19 protein-coding genes (1 of these 19 cut by a window edge) are annotated in these 22,633 nt (G+C 34.9%); 9 read left to right on the top strand and 10 right to left on the bottom strand.

Annotated features, from left to right (window positions below):
- Window positions 1-13: 13 nt before the first annotated feature.
- Window positions 14-925: a DnaB-like helicase C-terminal domain-containing protein gene (locus DIT68_RS03350; protein WP_109358399.1), complete on the bottom strand. Its 912-nt coding sequence runs from the start codon at window positions 923-925 to the stop codon at window positions 14-16.
- Window positions 915-3,011, bottom strand: a complete 2,097-nt coding sequence (locus DIT68_RS03345) for a hypothetical protein (RefSeq protein WP_109358398.1) — start codon at window positions 3,009-3,011, stop codon at window positions 915-917. The genes DIT68_RS03350 and DIT68_RS03345 overlap by 11 nt, the downstream gene beginning before the upstream one ends.
- Window positions 3,012-3,700: 689 nt before the next feature.
- Between DIT68_RS03345 and DIT68_RS03340 the strand changes: the two genes are divergently transcribed.
- From DIT68_RS03340 to DIT68_RS03320, 6 genes are all read left to right on the top strand, one after another.
- The gene (locus tag DIT68_RS03340; RefSeq protein ID WP_109358397.1) at window positions 3,701-4,213 is read left to right on the top strand and encodes a hypothetical protein; all 513 of its coding nucleotides are present in this window, start codon (window positions 3,701-3,703) and stop codon (window positions 4,211-4,213) included.
- On the top strand, window positions 4,210-4,902 hold the full coding sequence (locus DIT68_RS03335) for a nucleotidyl transferase AbiEii/AbiGii toxin family protein (RefSeq protein WP_109358396.1): 693 nt from the start codon (window positions 4,210-4,212) through the stop codon (window positions 4,900-4,902). The genes DIT68_RS03340 and DIT68_RS03335 overlap by 4 nt, the downstream gene beginning before the upstream one ends.
- 430 nt (window positions 4,903-5,332) lie before the next feature.
- A complete protein-coding gene (locus DIT68_RS16275) occupies window positions 5,333-5,500 on the top strand; it encodes a hypothetical protein (protein WP_158276100.1) in 168 nt (55 codons plus the stop codon).
- Window positions 5,501-5,716: 216 nt separating this feature from the next.
- Window positions 5,717-6,355: a SatD family protein gene (locus DIT68_RS03330; RefSeq protein WP_109358395.1), complete on the top strand. Its 639-nt coding sequence runs from the start codon at window positions 5,717-5,719 to the stop codon at window positions 6,353-6,355.
- A gap of 82 nt (window positions 6,356-6,437) precedes the next feature.
- Complete coding sequence (locus DIT68_RS03325; protein ID WP_146194102.1) at window positions 6,438-6,722, top strand: hypothetical protein; 285 nt, start codon at window positions 6,438-6,440, stop codon at window positions 6,720-6,722.
- An 11-nt stretch (window positions 6,723-6,733) separates the two neighbouring features.
- Window positions 6,734-7,639 carry a helix-turn-helix transcriptional regulator gene (locus DIT68_RS03320; protein WP_109358393.1) on the top strand — a complete coding sequence of 302 codons (906 nt, stop codon included), beginning with the start codon at window positions 6,734-6,736 and terminating at the stop codon, window positions 7,637-7,639.
- A gap of 534 nt (window positions 7,640-8,173) precedes the next feature.
- Here DIT68_RS03320 and DIT68_RS03315 read toward each other — a convergent pair.
- From DIT68_RS03315 to DIT68_RS03295, 6 genes are all read right to left on the bottom strand, one after another.
- Window positions 8,174-8,368, bottom strand: a complete 195-nt coding sequence (locus tag DIT68_RS03315; protein ID WP_109358392.1) for a hypothetical protein — start codon at window positions 8,366-8,368, stop codon at window positions 8,174-8,176.
- Window positions 8,369-8,545: 177 nt separating this feature from the next.
- The gene (locus DIT68_RS03310; protein WP_109358391.1) at window positions 8,546-8,803 is read right to left on the bottom strand and encodes a hypothetical protein; all 258 of its coding nucleotides are present in this window, start codon (window positions 8,801-8,803) and stop codon (window positions 8,546-8,548) included.
- A 285-nt stretch (window positions 8,804-9,088) separates the two neighbouring features.
- Window positions 9,089-9,253: a hypothetical protein gene (locus DIT68_RS16270; protein WP_158276099.1), complete on the bottom strand. Its 165-nt coding sequence runs from the start codon at window positions 9,251-9,253 to the stop codon at window positions 9,089-9,091.
- 132 nt (window positions 9,254-9,385) lie between these two features.
- Window positions 9,386-10,630 (bottom strand): McrC family protein, encoded by a 1,245-nt coding sequence (locus DIT68_RS03305; RefSeq protein ID WP_109358390.1) that lies wholly within the window; start codon window positions 10,628-10,630, stop codon window positions 9,386-9,388.
- A gap of 3 nt (window positions 10,631-10,633) precedes the next feature.
- Window positions 10,634-13,414, bottom strand: coding sequence for an EVE domain-containing protein (locus DIT68_RS03300; protein ID WP_109358389.1), 2,781 nt, complete (start codon window positions 13,412-13,414; stop codon window positions 10,634-10,636).
- 263 nt (window positions 13,415-13,677) lie between these two features.
- Window positions 13,678-14,526, bottom strand: a complete 849-nt coding sequence (locus DIT68_RS03295) for a mechanosensitive ion channel family protein (protein ID WP_109358388.1) — start codon at window positions 14,524-14,526, stop codon at window positions 13,678-13,680.
- Between the two features lie 184 nt (window positions 14,527-14,710).
- On the opposite strand from DIT68_RS03295, the gene DIT68_RS03290 reads away from it, so the two are divergent.
- The gene (locus DIT68_RS03290) at window positions 14,711-15,361 is read left to right on the top strand and encodes a YdcF family protein (protein WP_158276098.1); all 651 of its coding nucleotides are present in this window, start codon (window positions 14,711-14,713) and stop codon (window positions 15,359-15,361) included.
- 310 nt (window positions 15,362-15,671) lie between these two features.
- On the opposite strand, the gene DIT68_RS03285 is transcribed toward DIT68_RS03290, so the two are convergent.
- Both DIT68_RS03285 and DIT68_RS03280 read right to left on the bottom strand, forming a co-directional pair.
- Complete coding sequence (locus DIT68_RS03285; RefSeq protein ID WP_109358386.1) at window positions 15,672-16,298, bottom strand: NUDIX hydrolase; 627 nt, start codon at window positions 16,296-16,298, stop codon at window positions 15,672-15,674.
- Between the two features lie 327 nt (window positions 16,299-16,625).
- Window positions 16,626-18,770, bottom strand: a complete 2,145-nt coding sequence (locus DIT68_RS03280) for a S46 family peptidase (RefSeq protein ID WP_109358385.1) — start codon at window positions 18,768-18,770, stop codon at window positions 16,626-16,628.
- 267 nt (window positions 18,771-19,037) lie between these two features.
- Between DIT68_RS03280 and secD the strand changes: the two genes are divergently transcribed.
- Together secD and DIT68_RS03270 are read left to right on the top strand one after the other, a co-directional pair.
- Entirely contained in the window at window positions 19,038-22,121 is a 3,084-nt protein-coding gene (secD, locus tag DIT68_RS03275; RefSeq protein WP_109358384.1) for a protein translocase subunit SecD, read from the top strand.
- A 266-nt stretch (window positions 22,122-22,387) separates the two neighbouring features.
- Window positions 22,388-22,633, top strand: the beginning of a protein-coding gene (locus DIT68_RS03270) for a LemA family protein (protein ID WP_109358383.1). The gene runs 318 nt beyond the window's last position; 246 of the gene's 564 nt are visible here — the first part of the coding sequence; its start codon is at window positions 22,388-22,390; its stop codon lies off the right edge, out of view.

Raw genomic sequence — 22,633 nt, 5'->3', positions numbered from 1 at the left:
TTTGTTTTCTAATTTAATAATTTATTTCACTCCTCTCAACCACTTCCATCCCCGTAAACCTCTCATTAAAACTAAAATACAGATTTTCCAAATACCCACCATCGTCATCCATCACATACAAGTCAATACGATTTTTAGTCAAGTTATTTGCTCCGTCTCTATCAATTCCATAATATTCTAACCTGTGCATAAACCAAATATGATCAGCCAAATCTGCTAAGTTATATTCGAGTTGGATGTCTGGAATCTGTGGTAATTGAAAAGGGTTTCCCTGGGTACGTTTAGCCGATTTTATTTTCTTAAGAATCATCCCACAACAATCCAATCGACGTAGAAGTAGTTTTAACTTTAGAATAAAATTATACTTTTCATCTGTTGTCAGCTTGACTTTTAAATTTCTAAATAAATTATTTTCATTATTTATGATTATCAATTTGATTCCATTTTGAGTGACATAATCTTCGATAAGTTTCATGAATTCATTTTGTTCAAACTGCTTTTCTTTTTCAATGAAGAGCTTTTTGCTTTTAAAAGAGTTCAGTATTTCTGAAACTTGATCAGTTGTTTCTTTATTCCAAGGCAGCTGCTCAAGTTGGTGCGATTGGATATTTCCAGCAATGGAAAGTAAACGTTTGCTTAGTTTTGATGGAGATTCAAATTGTGTTAAATACAAAACACCTGAATGTTCTGCGACTTCCATAGCAAGCTGACCGATGAATGTTTGCTGTCCCATTGCAGCAGCTCCGCCTAAAATGTAAAGTTCTCCTAATTTTAATCCATTGAGTTGATCGTCGATGTTTGAAAAACCTGTATTTAATGAAAGGAGTAAGGGATTCTCAGCTTTTTCTATTACCTTTTTCACTTGATGCTTCAAGCTAGAATCTCTTTTATCAGCGATCTCATTTTGTTCTTCCTTACTTTTCATCTCTCCACGATTTTAAAGTATCAGTTATTACATTGTCCTTCTTTTGACTTTTATTAAGAACAATGGCTTTGTGTGTTGCTATTTCTTTCATGCTTTCTAATTCTTCTAAAGCCTTTACAATGGCATCACGGTAATGTGTTGACTCGTTCTTAAAATCGATCTTCTTCGCGCCGTGTTTATGGTACAATTCAATAAACTCTTGTTGTTCAACTTTTGATTTGTTTTGAAGTATTTGGGCCAATTCGAGTAGCATTCTGCGTTCTTTTTTTAGCGTTTCTTCGGCTAGAATTTGTGCCGCATCAATTACATTTGAAATCTCTTTTTCTACTTCTTCAATTTGATGAAAGCTTGTTGAATTTTCGGTTTTATTACTTGCATAATGGTAAAGTTTTTCGCCCAATCCTGCATTTTTAAAGGCGTTGTCAATTAAGCTATACGCTTTTTGAATATCCGAACTTGCGCCCATCGTGATGTTTTCTGCTCCGAAAATGTACTTTTCTGCCATTATTCCAGCGAGCGCTACAGCAACTTTGTTCAATAAGCTCTTTTTTGAAGTAAAATCTTCATTGGAACGTGAAAACACAAAGCCTTCTTTTCCATCTGTGGCTGTTGCGGTGATGATTTTTGGTGCTTCGTTCAATAAATGAGCAATCACTACTGCGTGACCGGCTTCATGTACTGCTGTTATTGCCTGGTTCTCATTGTTTTTTGGTTTTCTTAATTCACCTAGTTTTGAACGCAATGGAATAACTAAAGTATTCACTTGATTGCTTTGGGAAAGAAAGGTACAGATCAGTTTGTTGTCCTTTTCGGATAATGAGATTTCGTGAATAGCCTTTTCTTCTTGCAATACCGCTTGAAAAATTAGAGCAGTTTGCGATTTAATGAGTTGATAAATTGTGGTAAGAACAGGTCGTGCGCCTTGAGTGGGATAAACGCCTTCATCGTAAATTTTATTGATTAGAGAGTTGTCATAACGCCAAGAAATGGCATAGTGTTTTTCTAACATCTTGAAATACGCATCCAACTTCATGGTAATTAATTTTCGGTAGGCTTTTTTGTTTAAGGCAGGATAAATAATGTGGTTATTTCCGAGTCGCGCAATTTGTTCATCACGAAAACGCTCCTGCAAGGCAGATTTTATGTCGGGAACTGTTATTTTTTTACTGACTTCATAAAATTCATCGGCAGAAATGTCTGTATTTAGGTTATTGTTGATTTTATAAGCTTCGTCCAAGTTTCCAACTACAAAAATGAGGGATTTACTGAATTTTCTTTCCACAGGTTGACGCGCAATGAGTAAGGCTTCCTCCAAAAAATGAAGGGTTTCTTTACCATTCAATGTTTTTAAATGCAATACTAATTCTTCCACCATGTCAAGATTATAGCGTTGCGGCACATATTTCACCAATTCGTAATGTAAACTCTGTGGAATAGCCAGGTATTCTTCGGGTTCCGTGTCGATTAACATTTCTGTTTTCATTTCTTCCAAAAACAAGCTTTTCTCTTCGACAACAATCCCATTTTCGATAAGCATTCCTTTAGAAATCAACATTTTTAGACTTCTGATGTGCTTTAGAATTTCGGTTACAATTTGTTTCCACGAATTTTCAATAATTTTCCCTGAATCCAGCAAGTCCCACACCAATCGATGAGCGCCATTTTCCACTTCTTTTTTACCTGATAAATTCTTTTCTATGGTTCGTGCATGCTGAAATTCATCCAAAATAATTATCAAAGGCTCGTCATTTAAAACAGCAGCAATTTGTTGCACCGATTGATTAAAAGAATGCGGTCCATATTTCGCACCAAAATCAATCCGAAATGTTTTGTCTTTTATCTCTAATAACTCAGCGATTCTTAAAAGCAAAGAAGTTTTTCCCACGCCAGTAAGTCCCCATAAATTAACCACATTGGGTTGGGTCTGTATTTCTGCCAAAGTATACCATGAGCGGATGTTGTCAACGACTTCATCAATAGCATTGTCTATTCCTGTGAACTCGGTTTTCAATTGAATTCTAATCTTTTCTAAGCGATTAATTTTCTCATTAAATTCTTCTTTTAACTCCATTAAATTGTTGTTCATCTTCGTTTTCTTTTTGATTTAAAACAAAGGTCAGGGAGGATACCGACAGAGGGTGTCGGAGGGTGGTTTTATACTTTTAAATAAATGTGAATTAAGAGTAATTGTAGTGAAATTCCTCCCCCTGTATTCCCCTCCAAAGTGGGCTACGATGCCAAGTAGCTTTCTGATTGAACAAGTGTAAAGCTTCTTAAAAAAAGTTTATGAAAGTCATTTTGTTAAAAAGAGAATATTCGTGATTACTTCCCCCTTTGGAGGGGGATAAGGGGGAGGACTACAGTTTGATTTGCAATTCGCGAATCACTGGCGTCCGATATAAATTTTATGATTATTCTTTAGTCTTTGTCTATTCTGTACTATGGCTTGTTTTGCGATTTTAAGGGCTTAGATTTGAGAAAAAGTATGTTCGTGGCGTTTGGGATTCCACAGCGAAAATGAGTTTTCAAGTGGAATTGCATTTCTTTGAAAAAGAAATATAGCATGGAGCTTTAGAAAATCTCATGGTGCGAAGCATTCGCCTTGGAATTCCTTTGATTTTTTTGTTTCGTTTTTTTATCAAGAAAAAAATGAAAAAGACATAGGAGATATAGCGAAACTTATGTTTTTGCGGTAAAGCCTTTTTAATCGGACATTAGTGATTCGCGAATTGCGAATCGCGAATTAATTATTATATTTGTATAAAACTTGATTTCATGAAAAAGCACAATGGAATGCGTCCACATGATATAGTGATTCTTTTAAAAATTGCATCTAAAGAAAATAAACCTTGGTTGATGAAGGATTTATCCTATGAATTAGGGATTAGCGCTAGTGAAGTGAGTGAGAGCTTGAATCGCTCAGCTTTTGCTGGATTAATAACCCAGAACAAAAAGACTTTAATGAGAATGTCTATATTAGAATTCTTAGTACATGGTTTAAAATATGTTTATCCGCAGAAGCCTGGGTCTATTCTTAGAGGAATTCCAACCGCACACTCAGCATCGCCATTAAAAAAGGAAATTATGAGTGATGAGTCTTTCGTATGGCCTTATGGGGGGGGGACAATAAGAGGGCAGGCTATAGAGCCACTTCACCCAAAAGTTCCCGAAGCTTGTTTGAAAGATCCATTATTTTATGAGTTTATGGCTTTGTGTGATACATTAAGAGTAGGTAAAGCACGCGAAGTTAATATGGCTAAAGAGGAATTGAAAAAACGATTATTATGAAGAACACCTTAATTAATAGAACTGCCACTAAAAAAATCGCCCATGCGTTAGGAGAGCTTAATAATGATGCTGTATTCGTTGGAGGCGCAGTGGTGAGTTTGTATATTGATGATAAATCAGCTGATGATGTTCGACCAACAAAAGATATAGATATTAGTTTGGAAATCACAAGTTTTGGTGAGTTGGAAAGAATAAGAAAGCGCTTAGAACAAAAAGGATTTTATCAATCACATGAGGACAAGGTTGTTTGTCGTTTCAGATTCGAAGACATAAAAGTAGATGTTATGTCCACAAAAGAAGTAGGATGGGCGCCAGCAAATCAATGGTTTGAGTCTGGATTTAAAGATTTAATTGAAGTTGAAATTGATGATATTACTGTTAGATGTTTGTCACTTCCTTACTTTTTAGCAACAAAATTTACAGCTTTTGAAAATCGTGGTGGAGAAGACCCTAGAACAAGTCATGATTTTGAGGATATCGTGTATATTCTGAATCATACATCGACACTTAAAAATCAAATATTATCAAGCGAGAACAAAGTAAAAAATTATCTCATTCACTGTTTTAATAAAATAATAGAAAATCGCAATCAACAAGAAGCCATTCTTGGGAATTTATTTCATGAAAATCAAGATTATCGGTTTACTAAAATTATGAACACACTTAAAGAAATTTGTAGCAAACGTTGAGGTTTTTTAATTAAATTCTATTCTTTTCTAAGCGATTTATTTTCTCATTAAATTCTTCTTTTAACTCCATTAAATTGTTGTTCATCTTCGTTTTCTTTTTGATTTAAAACAAAGGTCAGGGAGGATACCGACAGAGGGTGTCGGAGGGTGGTTTTATACTTTTAAATAAATGTGAATTAAGAGTAATTGTAGTGAAATTCCTCCCCCTGTATTCCCCTCCAAAGTGGGCTACGATGCCAAGTAGGTTTTTGATTGAACAAGTGTAAAGCTTCTTAAAAAAAGTTTATGAAAGTCATTTTGTTAAAAAGAGAATATTCGTGATTACTTCCCCCTTTGGAGGGGGGTAAGGGGGAGGACTAGAAAAATAAAGACTCCTCCCGCTAGAAATGTTGAAGAAAAACCAATATCCTTATATTCGCCTAAAAACTCAATGTCAGCACAAGCCATCATCCGCTGTTACAAACGCATCATTGATCAACTCGTGTCAGGACAATATCCTTCCATGGAATCAATCATGGATTATATTGAACGCGTTGGTTTAAAAGCTTCCAAACGAACTATAGAAAGAGATTTTGAGGCGATTCGGAATGAGTTTTAAGTCTAAAAGAGAACATTCTTAACTCCTTTTTCTTTTAACAAAGCTTGTGTTTAGCCTTTCTAAGCGGATACTATTTTAAAATCAAATTATAACTCAACCTTTTTTTGCATTAATAATGCAAGGTATATTGTTTTTGCACGTTTAGCGCAAACCTGAGTATGTTTGCGTTATTAGTGCAATAATTTTGTTATATTTGATTACTTTAAAATATTTATTATGAACTATCCGATTTTAATGGCTGATATTGTTGAAAGTCGAAAAAAGGACTCAACGTTACTTATGAGTAATTTTAAAACGCTTGTTGACAAGATTAATAACCAATGGAAAAACCAATTAACATCTCCACTAACAATCACACTTGGTGATGAGTTTCAAGGCATCATTAATACTATGGGTAATGCAATAGAAATAATTTTTCAAATAGAAGAAGAAATCATTCAAAATGAGTGGGGCTTTAAGTTGAGATTTGTACTCAATTATGGCGAAATTGAAACACCTATAAATAAAAAGAATGCCTACGAAATGTTAGGTGATGGTCTTACAGAGTCGAGAGAAAAGCTTAATCAGTCAAAGTCTAATAAAAATAGATTTATAATAATGCTGAATAACAATTTAAAAGCACAACAAATATTAAGTGATTTATTTTTAATTTATCAATTCTATATTGATAGCTGGAAGATAAATGATTACTATATTGTTAAAGAGTTTTTACTAAACAAAAGCTATCAAGAAGTAGCTGAAGCTCTAAATCTTAATGTGTCTAGTGCGTGGAGGAGATATAAAAGCTTAAATATTGAAGAATACACAACGTGTAAAAGACTATTTACCAATTTTAATACTGTACTCAATGTATAACTTATTATTATTTATCGTCATTTTTTTATTAGGAGAGCTGTTGTTTAATTTCACTTGGTTCAGATACTTAAAGAAAAAGTTTATGGACAAGAATGAAACAAGTAATAAGGATTCAAAGAGAGTTTTACGAATGAATTTATCGGTTTTTAAAGGAGTTTTAGAAAGATTCATAATGGCTATAGGGTTAATTTTAGTAATCCCAACAATACTAGTCGTTTTTGGTGCAATAAAATTGGGTACTAGATTCATGGAGAGTAAAGAGGAGAACGCTCAAAAGATAGAAAACGATTATTTTTTAGTTGGTAATTTCAGTTCAATTGCAATTTCTATCTTATATTTTTACGTGTTTGCTTTTCTTACCAAATAACACCTTATTCCATGTCAGCACAAGCCATCATCCGCCGTTACAAACGCATCATCGATCAACTCGAGTCAGGACAATATCCTTCCATGGATTCAATCATGGATTATATTGAACGCATAGGTTTAAAAGCTTCCAAACGAACTATAGAAAGAGATTTTGAGGCGATTCGGAATGAATTTGATGTCGAAATTGAGTACAATCAAAGTAAACGAGGGTATTTTATCAACAAAGAAAAAAGTTTACCGATAGATAGTTTTTTGCGTTTGTTGGAGTTGGTAGAAACAGCGCATGTTTTTCAAGAAAGTCTCCATGAAAGCAAAGAAACTTTGAATTATATTGATTTTGAACACGAAGGAAATATTTCTGGAATTGAATATCTGCAGGAGCTACTTCAAGCCATTCGGAATCAGCAATACATCCGCTTTAACCATGAAAGTTACCAATCGGGTAAAACGAGAAAGTATCGGGTTAAACCTTATCTACTCAAAGAGTTCAAAGGACGTTGGTATGTGGTAGGAGAGGTGTCAGGAATCAATGAAATGCGCACTTTTGGAATTGATCGAATTTCTTCATTTGAATTGCTGACCAAAACTTTCGAAGCCAAAAAAGACTTGAATTTAAAAGACCGTTTTAGAGAAACAGTTGGATTAACTTATTCTGTAAGCGAACTCACTAAAATTGTAATTGCTGTAAAATCAACTCAAATCCCTTATTTAAAGTCATTGCCCTTGCATCATTCACAGGAAATTCTTGAAGAAAAAGATGGAGAAACCATGGTTGAATATTTCTTAAAGCCCAATTATGAATTTAGTCAGTTGCTTTTTATGCACATGGATAGACTAAGGGTTGTGGAACCTGATTGGCTGGTTGAAGATATGAAAGGAATGGTGGAGCGGATGCGGAAGATGTATACCAGTTGATAGTTAGGGTGATATGGTTTTCGAGCGTACGCGCCAAAACCGATTCCAAGTCTAAAAAGAGGTTAAATGCAAGATTTAACCAAGCTTAATGTTTTAATCACCCACAAACACCTCCAAAACCTTCTCACCCAAATCCGCACACAATTCCCCATCCTCAACCACCTTCACAAATCTCAAATAGCTTTTGCGGGAAATTTAAGTTGTAGAAAAAGGAACGGTGTCTTTAGTTTTGAAATCATCTTTTTTGTTGTTTTGGGAATTCAGCTAAATATTCCTTTATCAAAGCAACAATTAAAGTTTTCTTAATTGAAGCGCAATTTGCTTCTTTTGATAATATTGCGAGATTCTCTTAATATCTCGCGTTATTTACACATTTCCATGCTGTCAAAATAAGATTCTTGAATTTAGCCAAAGTTAAGGCACACTATACTTAGAATTGCCTAGGTTTCGTGGCTTGTTTTACCAAGTAAATATAAGGCCAGTTAAAATCAATTCAGCTCAGTAACGTAGACTTGGATTACAGCACGAAATACGTCAAATTAACTCGTCTATCCCCACAAACCCCTCCAAAACCTTCGCACCCAAATCCGCACACAATTTCCCATCCTCAACCACTTTCACAAATCTCAAATAGCCTTTGTGAGAAATCTCCGTTGTAGAAAAAGGAACGCTGTCTGTAGTTTTGAAAATATCATCTTTGTTGTTTTGGGAATCTCTGGTGTAGAACAATTTTAATCTCTCTATAAGTAAAATTAGGCATTGATTCTCGCAGAAAGTAATCTGCAATTTATTGATAATCTAACAAATCTTCTTTTGCTTTTTCTGTCATAAATAATTCAGTTAGATTCATGTCATTTGCTAATTCGTTTCTAAGTTTGATGACTTGTTTGTTGAATTTTTTATTCTTTATTGGTGAAATGCAATAAAAGTTAATTGCTTCTTCTTCAGAATGAAGAAATTTATCAAACTGAAAAATGTAGCAACTTGTTTTCTATAAAGACTAAATCGTTTTGATATAATTCTATTTTTATCGTTGTCTTTCTCATACCATTGACCAAAAAAAGAATAAATAATATTCTCATTATCACTTTTATCTATTTCATCAAGAATGATTTTACATGAGGTGTTGAGTAGCCTTTTGATGTTGCCTACAGATAATCCCATACCAATTATTTGATATTTGTTTGGGTGATTTTCATGAATTTTAGGATGAAATTTTATAAAGGCATAGTCCTGGTAGTAATAGATTTAAACGATGTAGACTATATTCTTTTTAATTTTTATTTTGAACGCTTTAATCCTATCTGGATTGTCTTTTTGAAAAGGAAAAGAAATACTCCTCGTTAGATTGGAGTTTCGAATTGGTGTATAGTGACAATATTTTAGTAGGTTAGAGGCCATAAAAAAAGACCGTATTTAACGGTCTATATAATTGAAAAAGTGTAAATATTATCTAACCGCAGCGTATGCATTAAGCCTATAGCTTTCATACTCTTTAGCAGTCATTTGAATAGACTTTTTATTTTTTAAAATTTTCTGAAGTTTGTTTTCTTTGTTCATAGAGTATTCAGTTTTTGGCTTAATCACTCTATCTAAGCTATGTGTTGTTCCCATGGCTATTACTTTTGTTTGACGCAAATATATGTAAATAATATGTATATGTCATAAGTATATCGCATAAATGACAGAATTCTAACATATAAGCTTATTAAAATCAATTCAACTCAAGCAATTATCTTCGTTGCATCACCCCACAAACCCCTCCAAAACCTTTTCACCCAAATCCGCACACAACCTGCCATCCTCAACCACTTTCACAAATCTCAAATAGCCTTTGTGAGAAATCTCGTCTTTAGAAAAAGGAACGCTATCTGTAGTTTTGAAAATGCCTTCTTTATTGTTTCTGAAATCTCCGGGGTAGAGGAGCATTACGTTTTCTGCATTCCAAAAACGAGCGTAGGTGTAAACTTGTCTTAAGTCATCGACGCTAGCAGTGAAACCTGGTCTTTTCCATTTGGTGTCGATTACAAATTTGCGCTTCGTGGTTTTGTGTTCAATTACGATGTCGGGTTTTAGACTGTTGCCTTTCCAAAATCCTTTGGATCGTTGGGGTAAAACTTCGTAGTCTTTGTATTTGGAATTAGGTTTTAAAACTTCCTTTCTCAATTGGATAAAAACATAGTCCTCCCACAATTCGTTCATGTCGAAGAGTAGGGCAATCATATTTTCTCGTCCTTTATTGATGTCGGGAGAATAATTTAAGATAATCAAGCGCGCCAGTTCAAAAGCTCTTTTGTAAGGCATAGATTTACGGTTAAAAGTCACACTTTCCAATAGTTTGGAAGTTACTTTAATGTGTTCTACCTCGGGAAAAGATAAAGTCATTCGTCTCCACAAATCATTTAAGCGAGAGCCACGCGAGAATTGTCCGACAATTTCTAGTGCAACAGCAAGAATTTGGTGTAATTGGTGATTGGTGTCATACACCTGATGCGTGGTATAAAAGCGTTCTTTATGAATGTGATTGTGACGAATATTTTGTGCAAATTCTAGTTTTCCTTTTAATGCTTTTACATTTCCAGATTCGCGGCGATACTGTTTAATTAATCCCCGATGAATTAAATATTCAATTTCTCTGAGGAAATATTCGAAATAAACTTCTAAAAGATTAAGGTGCTGCTTTTTTACCTGAGCTTCACCTGCGCTTTGTGCCTTAATTCTTCCACAAGCTTTCAACATTTGTAGTAAAACACCTTTCCATTCACCATCGTTTTCGTCTTTGTCTGCTTTGGGATGAATTTGTAACAGGAGTTCACCCACTTGCAATACACCCACAAACTGCTTGAACTTTATACCTTTCGGGATAATGTCAAAATACGCGCTTTCATGAACGGTGTTTAACTTAATCAAAGCATCTAAATGCGTTTGATTAAAGCCTTCTTCACCAATGAATAAGCGCCCATGTTCAAATCTGTTGATGACTTTTCTCACGGTCTAAGATGCTTCTTCTGTGATGAGTAACAAAGCCTTCAGTGCTGTGATAATGTCAAAATCTGAACTGTCGAAATCTTTAAAAACATAGCGCTTCCTTTCTTCGTAATATTCCTGATTGTTTACCGCGAAAGTAACTTTTGGAAGCTCTTTCTTAAAGAAATAAGAGCCAATCACCAATTCCATTTTACTATAATCTCCAAAGAAATATTCTTGCAATAGTGGGATGACTTTATCCATAAAAACATTTTTCAAGTCTTCTTTGCTTTCAACATTCAAGAAGTAAGAATGTCCAATCGTATGGTCTCTATCTACAAGGACTTCAATTCGTTCATTGATGGTTGTTAAGAGTTCAGCTAAGTTAATTCCTTCGATGTCAATATCGCTCAATAGTTCAGGATTTGGCATCATTTCTTTAAACGAAAATCTTCTTCGCAAAGCAGTGTCGAGCGCTTCAACGGAACGATCGGCGGTGTTCATTGTGCCGTAAATATCTATGTTTGAAGGTACACTAAACAATTCCTTAGAGTAGGGGAGTTTAATACTCAATTCATTTTTTGCGCCTGTTCTTTTATCAATTTCGATAAGGGTGATGAGTTCACCAAAAATGGCAGAAACATTTCCACGATTTATTTCATCTATGAAAATAGCATATCTATTGTTGGGATCATTTTTTGCTTTTAAGCACAGTTTTTTAAAAACACCATCTTCAATTTTATAACCGAGATCTATTGATTCTTCCGCTTCATTTTCAGGTAAAATCGGTTTTATTCCCTCAATAAAATCTTCATAGGCAAAAGATTGGTGGAAGGTAACAAAATCGTAGTTTTTGATGATTTTATCTGGGTCGGGATTGTAATTGTCGACAGAATCTTTGATTTCTCTTAATTCTGGAGCTTGTTCATCCAATTCAGTAGAAAGTAGCTTCCATGTCTTTTCTTGAGTTTTGTCGAAAATAAAAGGAGCTGTTCGTTGTGTATAAGCCACATTTTTTGATTCAGCTATTGTATGAATTTGCAGAGTTCCCCAAAGGGTTGCTCTCACATTTTTAGATTCAGAAAGACTTGCTTTTTTTGCAACCCACCGATTTTCTAGAATTTCATTTACGCTGGCAGTACCAATCTCTAATAATGCCAAAGTTGTGACTTGCCACCATGTTAAATCAGAAACTATTTTTTCAGAATACTTTTCATGTGATATTGAGGTTTCCTTTAAAGTATATTGGTCAAATAACTGTTCTTTTAAAAAGTAAGTTTTCCCTGTTCCTGGAGGTCCGAAGAGGATTTGGTTGGTTGGCAATTTTAGCTTCTGCATTATTTCTATTTGTTTTTCGTCACCTTGCATTAACCCCATCAATCGCTGATAGAAAAATTCGTAATCATCATCGTCTGATTTATAATTCGTGATATTGGTGAGCGTTTTCAGCACTAAGCTTCGGTTTGTTTTCCAACTTCCATTTATTTTCCAATCCACCGATCTGCTACTTTTGTATGTTTTCTTGGAGTTATTATGAAAATAGTCTGAAGTCACAATACCATACCCTAGCAATTCATTCCTACCTTTTTTTACAATGACGACATCACCAATTTTTATCTCTCTGGAAAACTCGAAATTTGCGGTAACGTTATTCTTTTTACTCCCTTCACCGCCGTAATTTTCCTGTAAAGCAGAATAAATGTCATCTCTTGTTTCATATTGTGATAAATCGCCTAACTCGTCCCAGCCAATTGCCATTATGCCCTCTTCATAGAATGAATTCCAATGTTCTGCATTTCTTCCTGGTGAGTAGATCCAGTAATTTATATCTGTTGTTTTAGTCATTCCTAATAAAGCCTTAAATTCTTTTTCGGTAGCACTGAAATTAGTGCCTTGTGTTCCCCCATTGAAACTTGAAAATAACGGATTGTTTTTTATTTCTTCCCATAAAATAGGATCATCTGCTAAGTATTTAGTGATTATAATTTTCACACGATGAGTAGGAGGTGTTTCCTCTGAATTGATGTAGTACTGTTGTTCGTATTCTTCTTCCTCGAAAGTACCTACCTCTGAAGTAACCTCAGCTAAGGCGTAACAACCTGCTCGATTTCCAGTTTGCCAAACGATTATTTGGTCACCCACTTTAATTTTCTCCTTATGCGCTGCAACTTTCCAACTTTTTAAATGTCCGGCTTTTAAGGCTTTGGTGATATTGTAAATTTTAGAGTTTCCTTGAAATATCCAGTAATTTATCGGCTTTTTATCTGATTTCAGCCTTTTTGCTAAATTATCTTGCAATTGTTCAAAGCGTTCATCATTAGGAAGAATGTCGTCGATTCCAGATTTTAGAGCTGATTCTTTTAGAATGGGATAATTTTCATCTAACCAATTGTATAATAGCGTAGGGCTATCTTCAGAGAATTCTCCGATATGCAACCAAGCTCTTTCGCCTTTTTTATCCCATTTTATTTCTGTAAATTTTGTTGCTAGCTCTTTATAAAATGCAATTATTTCAGGGTCTTCTATCCCCGGAAAAACTATTTCGAAGTGCGCAGAATAGGTGTTGTTCTGTAATGGTCGGATAACAATTCCTATGCTTTTAGTAGAATTTGCTCCACCACTTTTGTCCGAAAGCGCCACAAAACAATAATCATCAGTCCCCTGAAAAACCATACCATGTGCAAATTTTCCACCGGGATACTTTTTGTCATTGGTGCTTGCTCTTTGTCTGACCAGAAAATTAAAATTTTGATTATGCTTTTCTCTATATGAAAGTAAGAGTTTATGTATTGTTTGATGGAAATGCATGGTATTATTTTAAAAATTAGATAGTTGCGGCTTTAATCAAAAGCGATGTTAGGATAAACGCAATTGAGAAAAGTCACAAACTTTCCTTTATGAATCTTTCAAAGAGGATGAAATTAGTTCATTTTATGGATTAAGAAAACTTTAGGGCTGAAATTAACTTCTACAGTAGTGAAAATGGTGAGTATAAATGCTTTTATTGATGGAAAGTATCATCAAAAAAAAAGAGCCACTTTCGCGACTCTTTTAAATATTGTTGGATAATTTTAAGCGTTTCCATTAACATGTACATCCATTTGTGGATAAGGAATTGATAAACCTTCAACCTCTTGATCGAATTTTTGGTACACTTCTTCATGAATAGCGTGGAAAATATCCCAGTAGTCTTCTTTGTTACACCAAACTCTTACTGTTAAATTCACTGATGAATCACCCAAAGATCCTAGTTTTACAAATGGCTCAGGATCTTTAAATATTTTATCGTGCGCATTTACAATCTCTAAAATCGTGTCCTTAGCAAGTTTTAAATCTTCTCCATACCCAAATCCAAATGTGAAATCAACACGTCGTGTAGGTTGCATACTGAAGTTGGTGATGTTTCCGTTGTACAAAGGACCGTTAGGAATGATAATCGTTTTGTTATCTGGCGTTGTCATTACAGTATGGAAAATTTGAATTTCTTGAACAGTACCAGATTCTCCAGATCCTGTAACATAATCTCCAACTTTAAACGGTTTGAAAATTAATATCATTACTCCACCCGCCAAATTGCTTAAAGTTCCAGAGAATGCCATACCAATAGCTAAACCCGCGGCTCCTAAAATAGCAATGAAAGAAGTCATTTCGATTCCTACTTGAGAGAAAACCGTTACGATGGTTAAAACTTTCACAAGTCCACTCACTAAGCCTTGCATGAAAGTAATCAAACCTCTGTCTGAATCTCTTTTTTCAAGAATTTTCACGACCATTTTACTGAAGAACTTTGCGAGTCTCATTCCAACAAGGAAAATTACTACCGCTATTAGAAGGTTAGTTCCAATTTCTACTATTTTAGCAAATAATTCACCTTGAGAAATGCCAAAGTACTTCTCGGTGTTTAGAATATCATTATCCATAATTATGTATTGGTTAAAAAAATTAAATTTGTCACAAATATAACTTTTTAATTGTGTCTACATAAGATTCCGCCCTATGATATTGATTCTTTCTAAAATTATATACTTCCTAATCACACCGTTAACTTGGCTTCTTTTGTCTATTTTTATTTGGGCTTTCGCAAAAAAGAAGAAAGTAAAACAGATGGCTAAAGTGAGTTCAATCGTTATTATTCTATTTTTCTCCAATACATTCATTTACAAAGAAGCCCTGCGTTTATGGGAAATTCCAGCAGTAAATAAAACAGAAATAAATCACCACGATGTAGGCATTGTCTTGGGTGGAATGTTCGAATATGATAATGATGCAAATCGATTGAGCATTAGAAGGGGAGGAGATAGGATTTGGCAAGCGATAGATTTATATAAAGCCAAAAAAATAAGTAAAATTTGCATTGTGGGTAAACACGGGAATGTAATTGACAGAGGATTAAAAGAAGCAGAACAATTAAAAGTTCAGCTTGTGGAGTGGGGAATTCCTGAAATCGATATCATTACCGAAACAGAATCGAGAAACACCAACGAAAACGCGAAATTTACCGCAGCTCTTTTTCAACAATCCTACCCGCATTTCGATAGTTTTTTACTCATCACATCTGCCCGTCACATGAAAAGAGCAAAAGCTTCTTTCGAAAATTATGAATTTGAAGTCACTCCTTTCTCAACAGATCAGTACGTGGGAAAAGAAAGGTTTTACCATTGGGATGAGTTCATCATACCCAGTGCAGACACCTTTAACGGTTGGTTCGGACTGATCAAAGAAGTGGTGGGCTACGTAGGGTATGGGCTTTTCTAATGTTTAATGGTGAAATGGTTGCGCTGTATTTCTAATGATTAATTATTAAGGTTTAATGATTAACGAGGTTTGCGCTGGACGCTTTTGAACGAAAAGCCACAATTTCAACACAGTTGAAATTCAATACCCTGGACGTTAATCATTAATTAAGGTTTAATGTTGAAGTATTTGCGCTGTATTTCTAATGATTAATTTTTAAGGTTTAATGATTAACGAGGTTTGTGCTGGCCGCTTTTTAACGAAAAGCCACAATTTCAACGCAGTTGAAATTCAATACCCTGGACGTTAAACATTAATTAAACCTTAATCATTAACAACTAAACATCTTCTTAAACTCATGAAGAATCAAAGCCGTAGCTCCCCAAACCACCTTATTATTGATGTCGAAATAGGGAATATTATCCAGTATTCTATTGTCAGAAAGTTTGAGACTCTTTTTTTTGATAATACTTTCGTCAAATAATTGATGAATTGGAAAGGAGAATATTTCGGCAACTTCTCTGATGTTTTTAACGAAAATAGGTTGTTCTTTATAATGAAAAACATAAGGTTGAATACTAAAGTTGCTTACCGGAATAAAAACAGGGGTTAATTCTCCCAACAATTCAAAATGCTCATGTTTTAACCCAATTTCTTCTGTGGCTTCCCTAATTGCAGTTTGTTTTAAGTCATGATCAAAATCTTCCATTTTTCCTCCAGGAAAACATATTTCTCCGCTGTGCATTCCCCGATAAGGCGATCTTTGAGTGAGAATTCCTTTTAATTCATTTTGATTTTCATAAAGAATTAAAGCAACTGCGCTAACTCTATAATTTTGCGATTTTTTAATCGCTTCAGATGATCTACCTCTGCCCATTGGAGACATAGGAAGGTGAGCTTCTTCTCCGGGCAAAGTGAGTGTGAGCTGTTTTCGTATCTCTTCAATCGAAATCTTCATTTACTTTTCATTTTTAACTTTCTTATTTGATTTTAAGCTTTAGAAAGCTGAATGCTCTTCTGTTTTAACAGCACAATATAAGAATAGTTCTTTTTAATGGGGTGCTGCTACAATAATTGGTTCTGTATGTTTGTTTCCTCCTTTGATATATGCCTCTAGTCTAAACTCATCCTAAGGAAAATTTCTTTTTCAATTTGTTGAAAATAAAATTGCGAACGTGCTATCAACCAATTTAAACAAAAGAACAGGGAAGGAGCTGGACTTTTTCCTGAAACAAAAAAGTCCAGACGAGAACGCCTGGACTTTTCAAAAAGATCAAGAAAAAGTTTATTCAACAATCTCCATTTCTTCAATTAAGTTATGTGCTTCACCGTATTTTTCAACGATAAATAAAACATAACGGATATCGCAAGAAATAGTACGTTGTATGTCTTTCTCAAAGAAGATGTCTCCTGACATTGCTTCCCAGTTTCCGTCAAAGGCAGTTCCGATCAAGTGACCATCTGCATTTAGAACTGGAGAACCAGAATTTCCTCCTGTAATGTCGTTGTTACTGATAAAGTTGACTACCATTTCTCCTTTATCATTGGCATATCTACCAAAATCTTTGTTGGCAAATAACTCTTTTAATTTTGGTGAAACATGGAATTCAGGGTTGTTTGGATCTTCTTTTTTCAACCCTTCTTCCAAAGTAGTATAAATGTCGTATTCTTTTCCTTCTTCTGGAGAATAAGGAAGAATAGAACCATAAGTTAAACGCAAAGTACTGTTAGCATTAGGATAGAACGTTTTGTCTTTGTCCATTTCTCTATAACCCTTTACGAATAATCTATTCGCTCTTTCAAGGTCATTCATTACCTTTACATACTCTTCGTTTTCTGTTAGTTTATTGTATTCAATGTAAATGGATTCAATTAACTGAAAAAGTGGATCTTTCTTCAAAGTTTCCATTGGAAATTCCTCAGATTTTTCAACCAATTCATCAAATTTTTCAAACTTCGCTTTTGAAGAGAAAATAGATTTTTTCTTCGCTTTTTTAACAAGTTTGCTCAATTTTCCTTTGTCTCCTGCGTTTTTAATCAATTCAGGCATCATTTCAGCAGGAATGTCATTGTAGTACATTTTAAGTACAGCTTCTAAAGTTTCAAATTCTAAATCCAAATTCGCTGTTTCGTAAAAGCTCATCATACGTTCCTTAAAGCTTCCGTAAGCTCTTTCTCCCATTCCTTGCTCGATGTAGTTTTCTAAAAGAACAAATCGGAAAACGTTTAAGTTAAGGTCTACCGAGTAAATAAATTCACTTTGGTAAACATCAGCATAAACTTGATTATCGGTAAAGGCGTAAGCTTTTTGAATCGTTTCCATGATATCCGCATACTCCGGGTTCTCAGCAGCAAACTCATTAAACCTAGCTTCTAACTTACGTTTTTTGTCGGCTACTTTGTTGTTTTTTAACTGCTCAGATTGACCAATAAAGTATTTCCAGTAGTTAGCCACCTGTGCGTGCTTTGATGCATAGTTTAATCTTACTTCAGTGCTTTCATTCATGTATTTCTTCATGATGTCAAGCTTCTTTCTACGAATTTCTACTCTTTTTGGTTGTTCAATGTTTACCGCTTGTTCCACTCCAAAAGAAGAAAGGTAACGATCTGTTGATCCTGGGAAACCGAAAACCATTGCAAAATCTCCTTTTTCATATCCTTTAATAGATACAGGAAGTGAGTGCTTTGGGTTGTATGGTTGGTTGTCTTCGCTGTATGGCGCTGGTTTATTGTCAGTTCCAGAGTAAATTCTAAACATGGCAAAATCTCCAGTGTGACGAGGATACATCCAGTTGTCAGAATCATGTCCGAATTTCCCGATAGATTCTGGTGGTGTTCCCGCTAAACGTACATCTTCGTATGTTTCTGTAACGAATAAATAAAATTCATTTCCTTCAAAGAAATCACGTACAAATGCTTTATAGTTAGATTCTCCTACAGCTTCTTTAGTTAATTCAGCAGAAATTTCTCTAATCTTAATTGCACGTTCTTCCTCAGACATTTCATCTGTTAGGTTAGCTGCAATTTGTTCTGTTACATCCGCAATAGAAATAACAAAAGTAGCCGTTAAGCCCGGAATAGCGATTTCCTCTTCATAACTTTTAGCCCAAAATCCGTTATCTAAATGATTTTCTTCTTCACTTGAAGCGTCTGCAATCGCATCATATCCACAGTGATGATTTGTAAGTAATAATCCTTTTTTTGAAATCACTTCCGCAGTACAGAATCCACCAAATGAAACGATGGCATCTTTTAGTGAGGAGTTGTTGATACTATAGATTTCCTCTTGGGTAAGATTTAATCCATGTTTTTTCATGTCTTCATAATTTCTACCCAATAAAAAAGGTAGCCACATTCCTTCATCCGCTCTGGCGAAACCTGAAAAAAGTAAGGTGCTAATGAAAGTAAGCGCAATAATTTGTTTTTTCATAACTTAATTTACTTGTTAATATAATGGTCGTTTTATTCTAGATTGAGCGCGAAAATAATAAAAACAAAGTAATATTTCGCTACACAGACCTATATGATTGTGATTAAAGGAGTCAGATAGGAGAAAGTTAACAACTTTACACTTTTCAATTGTTCAGGGAGAATTAGGCAAATCAAAAAAAATGAATAACAACTCAAGTTTAGGTTGTGTTTAATAAATGATAATTCTATATTTGCCAGCTATTAAATAATAAACGACACTTTAACTATGCGTAACAAAGGATTTTTTTGGTTTTTTACAATCTTACTGTTAGTGGTAAGTATATACCAAATCTCATTTTCTTTTATTGGAGGTGGTATTGAAAAGGAAGCTGAGGAATTAGCTATTGAAAGGGTAGAAGCTCTAAAGGCAAGTGCAGAGGGTGACTCTGTAAAGTTGCCTAACGGAACTTTTGTAAATTTCAATACTGATAACGAAGCGGATGCCTTAGCAAAAGCTGCTTTCATAAATGAAATTTTAAAAGAGAAGAATGAAGAAGAGGTTTTCTTAGGAAACACTTTTAATGAAGTAAAAGGAAAAAGCGTTTCATTAGGACTTGACCTTGAAGGAGGGATGTCTGTGACACTTGAATTGTCAATGTCAGATCTAGTGAAAAATGCAGCTTTAAATCCTAGAGATTTACATTTCAAAAAGCCTTACGAAAGTGCTTTGGAAGAGTTTAACGCAAAAGGAGGTGATTTCATCGATATTTTTGTTGCAAAACACCAAGAAATGTATCCAGATCGTCTATTGATTCGTGAATTTTCTAGCGATGATGTCGTATCTAAAATTACAAACAAAGCAACTGATGAGCAAACGAAAACTTATTTAAGAAGTCTTTCTGATGGTGCATTAGATGGTGTGGAAACGATTATGGAAAATCGTATTAACCAATTTGGTGTTGCTCAACCTAATATCACAAAGGACAATAATGCAAATCGCTTGTACATTGAACTTCCTGGTGTAAAAGATCAAGCAACTGTTAGACAACGTTTACAAAGTACTGCCAACCTAGAATTCTACCTTGCTTATAAAGGAGAAGAGTTAGGTGGTTTCTTTAACGAGTTATTAATAGAACGTTCTGATGACGTAAGTAATGATGAGTTTGATGACTTGTTTAGCGATGAAGAGGATACAACATCAACGGAAGCAACAGAAACTGTAGAGACAGTTGATACAACAACTTTAAGTTTAGAGGAGGAATTAGCAGTGGAAGAGGAGGCAGCAGCAGATACTTCATTTAAGTTGTCTTCTTTCGGTAGAATGTTCCAAGTGAATATTGATGGCGAAGGTAGATTCCAAAATAGTCCACGTTTAGGTTTCGCTAAATCTGCAGATACGGCTAAAGTAAACACAATCTTGAACGACAAAGCAGAAGAGTTGATGTTAGAAAACATTAAATTCGTATGGGGTTCAAAAAGTGAAAATATTGGAATTCAAGATACACTTTACTACACACTTTATGCAATGAAAATCCCTCAAGATTTAAAAGCAAGAGTAGGAGGTACAGATATCGAAAATGCACGTTTATCTTTCGATCCAAATCAGTCTGACCGTGGTGTGAGTATTGATATGAGTGATCGTGGTGCAGAGGAATGGGGTAAAATGACTTCTGAAAACGTTGGGAACTTTATTGCCATTACGATGGATGAGAAAGTGTACAGCGCACCAATCATTAACGGACCAATTACAGGTGGACAAACATTAATTTCTGGTGACTTTACAGTTGCAGAAGCACAAGCATTAACAAACTTATTGAACGCAGGTGCTCTTCCAGCTCCATGTATCATTGTGGATGAAGCGGTGGTTGGACCAACAATTGGAGCTGAAAACTCACGTTCAGGATTAATTTCTTTTGCCTTTGCTCTTGGTTTAGTCTTGATTTACATGATCTTCTATTACGGTCGTGCGGGTATTGTTGCTGATATAGCATTGGTAATGAATATTATTTTAATTGTAGGTTTCTTAGCTGCATTTGGAGCGGTTCTTACATTAGCCGGTATTGCAGGTATCGTTCTTACTATTGGTATGTCGGTGGATGCAAACGTACTTATCTTCGAACGTGTTCGTGAGGAGATTAGAGAGGGTAAAGGAATGAAACTAGCCATTAAAGATGGTTATTCAAATGCGCTTTCTTCTATTATTGATGCCAACGTAACTACATTATTGGTTGCTATTGTGTTGAAAACATTCGGATCAGGTCCTATTGAAAGTTTCGCAACGACTTTAATTATTGGTATTTTCACTTCAGTGTTTGCTGCTGTTGTAATTACCCGTTTGATTTTCGAATCGCAAGTTTCAAAAAAGAAAAGCTTTACTTTTTCAACTCCAATGACGAAGAATGCATTTACCAACGTAAACCTTGCATTTATCAAGAACCGTAAGAAATTTTATATCGTTTCTGGTATTCTCGTATTGGGTGGAATTATCGCTATTTCAACACGTGGTTTGAAGCCTTCTGTAGAATTTGCTGGAGGTAGAACTTACGAAACTGTATTTGAACAACCAGTTGGTCAAGATGTAGAAGAAATCAAAGCAGTTCTTCGTGACGGACTTCAAGTAGACGGTGCTCCAGCATCTGTTGAGGTGAAAATTAGAAATTCAGATTTCCGTGTAGAAATTGCTACAGATTACTTACAAAACGTTCCTAATTCTGAGGCTGCTGTACGTAAAGATTTATTAAGTGCTTTAGCTACTGTTGAAGGAAAGTATGGAGTGGCAACAATTGAAAATAGCCGTTCTGTTTCTCCAACAGTTTCAGAAGAATTACAAAGGTCATCTTCTATTGCGATTATCTTATCCTTAGTGATAATCTTCGTTTATATTTTAATCCGATTCGGAAAATGGCAATATGGTCTTGGAGCAATCGTTGCCATGACACACGATGTTATTATCGTTCTTGGATTGTTTGCATTGTTGCACGGTGTTCTTCCTTTCAACATGGAGGTGGACCAGGCATTTATTGCTGCGATTTTAACGGTTGTGGGTTACTCAATTAATGATACCGTTGTAGTATTCGATAGAATTCGTGAATTCTTGAATAAATACCGTAGAAAAACTCAAAACGATATTATCAATGATGCGATTAACTCAACTCTTGGTCGTACTGTAAATACATCTATGTCTACTTTCATTGTACTATTAACCATCTTCTTATTTGATGGTGGTGCAATTAAAGGTTTCGTATTTGCATTAATGATAGGTGTAATTGTGGGTACGTACTCTTCTGTATGTATTGCAACGCCAATTGTGGCTGACTTGATGAAAAGCAAAGACCACAAACACGACGATGACGAAGTAGAAACAGTATAGTTTCATAATAAAATAGAGAGAAGCCCTAGCAGAAATGTTAGGGCTTTTTTATGTTTTATCGCTTAGAGTTGGAAGAATTCTATTTTGTAAATTACGAAAGCGGGTCAATAATTTTATCCTTTGTCATTGGATTTAATGATAGGTTTTTTGATGTAGCACTTTCCAAACTTCTCTGCTTTATTTTAAGCATTTCATAATAATATCCAACACCATTTCATGGAGTTGTTTTTTTTGTACCTTTATAAATAAATTAAAATCAAAAAAAAATGAGTGGATTTTGGATTGCCATTATAGTCGTTGCAGTATTAGTAATATGGGTTATTGCTATTTACAACGCACTTGTTCGATTAAGAGAAAACAGAGAAAATGCCTTTGCGGATATTGATGTTCAATTGAAACAACGCCATGACTTAGTACCTCAGTTAGTTGGTGCAGTGAAAGGATACATGGAGCATGAGGCGGGAACATTGCAAGCCGTTACTGCAGCAAGACAAGCAGCTGTGGGCGCTTCT

It is taken from the genome of Brumimicrobium oceani, assembly GCF_003143775.1.
GTDB lineage: Bacteria > Bacteroidota > Bacteroidia > Flavobacteriales_D > Crocinitomicaceae > Brumimicrobium > Brumimicrobium oceani.
Note: the sequence above shows the minus strand (reverse complement) of the source record. Positions and strands in the feature narration are given on the sequence as shown.

Coding starts and splice junctions, on each gene's coding strand:
- DIT68_RS03350 (WP_109358399.1), bottom strand. CDS start 925: ATGAAAAGTAAGGAAGAACAAAATGAGATCGCTGATAAAAGAGATTCT.
- DIT68_RS03345 (WP_109358398.1), bottom strand. CDS start 3,011: ATGAACAACAATTTAATGGAGTTAAAAGAAGAATTTAATGAGAAAATT.
- DIT68_RS03340 (WP_109358397.1), top strand. CDS start 3,701: ATGAAAAAGCACAATGGAATGCGTCCACATGATATAGTGATTCTTTTA.
- DIT68_RS03335 (WP_109358396.1), top strand. CDS start 4,210: ATGAAGAACACCTTAATTAATAGAACTGCCACTAAAAAAATCGCCCAT.
- DIT68_RS16275 (WP_158276100.1), top strand. CDS start 5,333: ATGTCAGCACAAGCCATCATCCGCTGTTACAAACGCATCATTGATCAA.
- DIT68_RS03330 (WP_109358395.1), top strand. CDS start 5,717: ATGAACTATCCGATTTTAATGGCTGATATTGTTGAAAGTCGAAAAAAG.
- DIT68_RS03325 (WP_146194102.1), top strand. CDS start 6,438: ATGGACAAGAATGAAACAAGTAATAAGGATTCAAAGAGAGTTTTACGA.
- DIT68_RS03320 (WP_109358393.1), top strand. CDS start 6,734: ATGTCAGCACAAGCCATCATCCGCCGTTACAAACGCATCATCGATCAA.
- DIT68_RS03310 (WP_109358391.1), bottom strand. CDS start 8,803: ATGGGATTATCTGTAGGCAACATCAAAAGGCTACTCAACACCTCATGT.
- DIT68_RS16270 (WP_158276099.1), bottom strand. CDS start 9,253: ATGGGAACAACACATAGCTTAGATAGAGTGATTAAGCCAAAAACTGAA.
- DIT68_RS03300 (WP_109358389.1), bottom strand. CDS start 13,414: ATGCATTTCCATCAAACAATACATAAACTCTTACTTTCATATAGAGAA.
- DIT68_RS03295 (WP_109358388.1), bottom strand. CDS start 14,526: ATGGATAATGATATTCTAAACACCGAGAAGTACTTTGGCATTTCTCAA.
- DIT68_RS03290 (WP_158276098.1), top strand. CDS start 14,711: ATGGCTAAAGTGAGTTCAATCGTTATTATTCTATTTTTCTCCAATACA.
- DIT68_RS03285 (WP_109358386.1), bottom strand. CDS start 16,298: ATGAAGATTTCGATTGAAGAGATACGAAAACAGCTCACACTCACTTTG.
- DIT68_RS03280 (WP_109358385.1), bottom strand. CDS start 18,770: ATGAAAAAACAAATTATTGCGCTTACTTTCATTAGCACCTTACTTTTT.
- secD (WP_109358384.1), top strand. CDS start 19,038: ATGCGTAACAAAGGATTTTTTTGGTTTTTTACAATCTTACTGTTAGTG.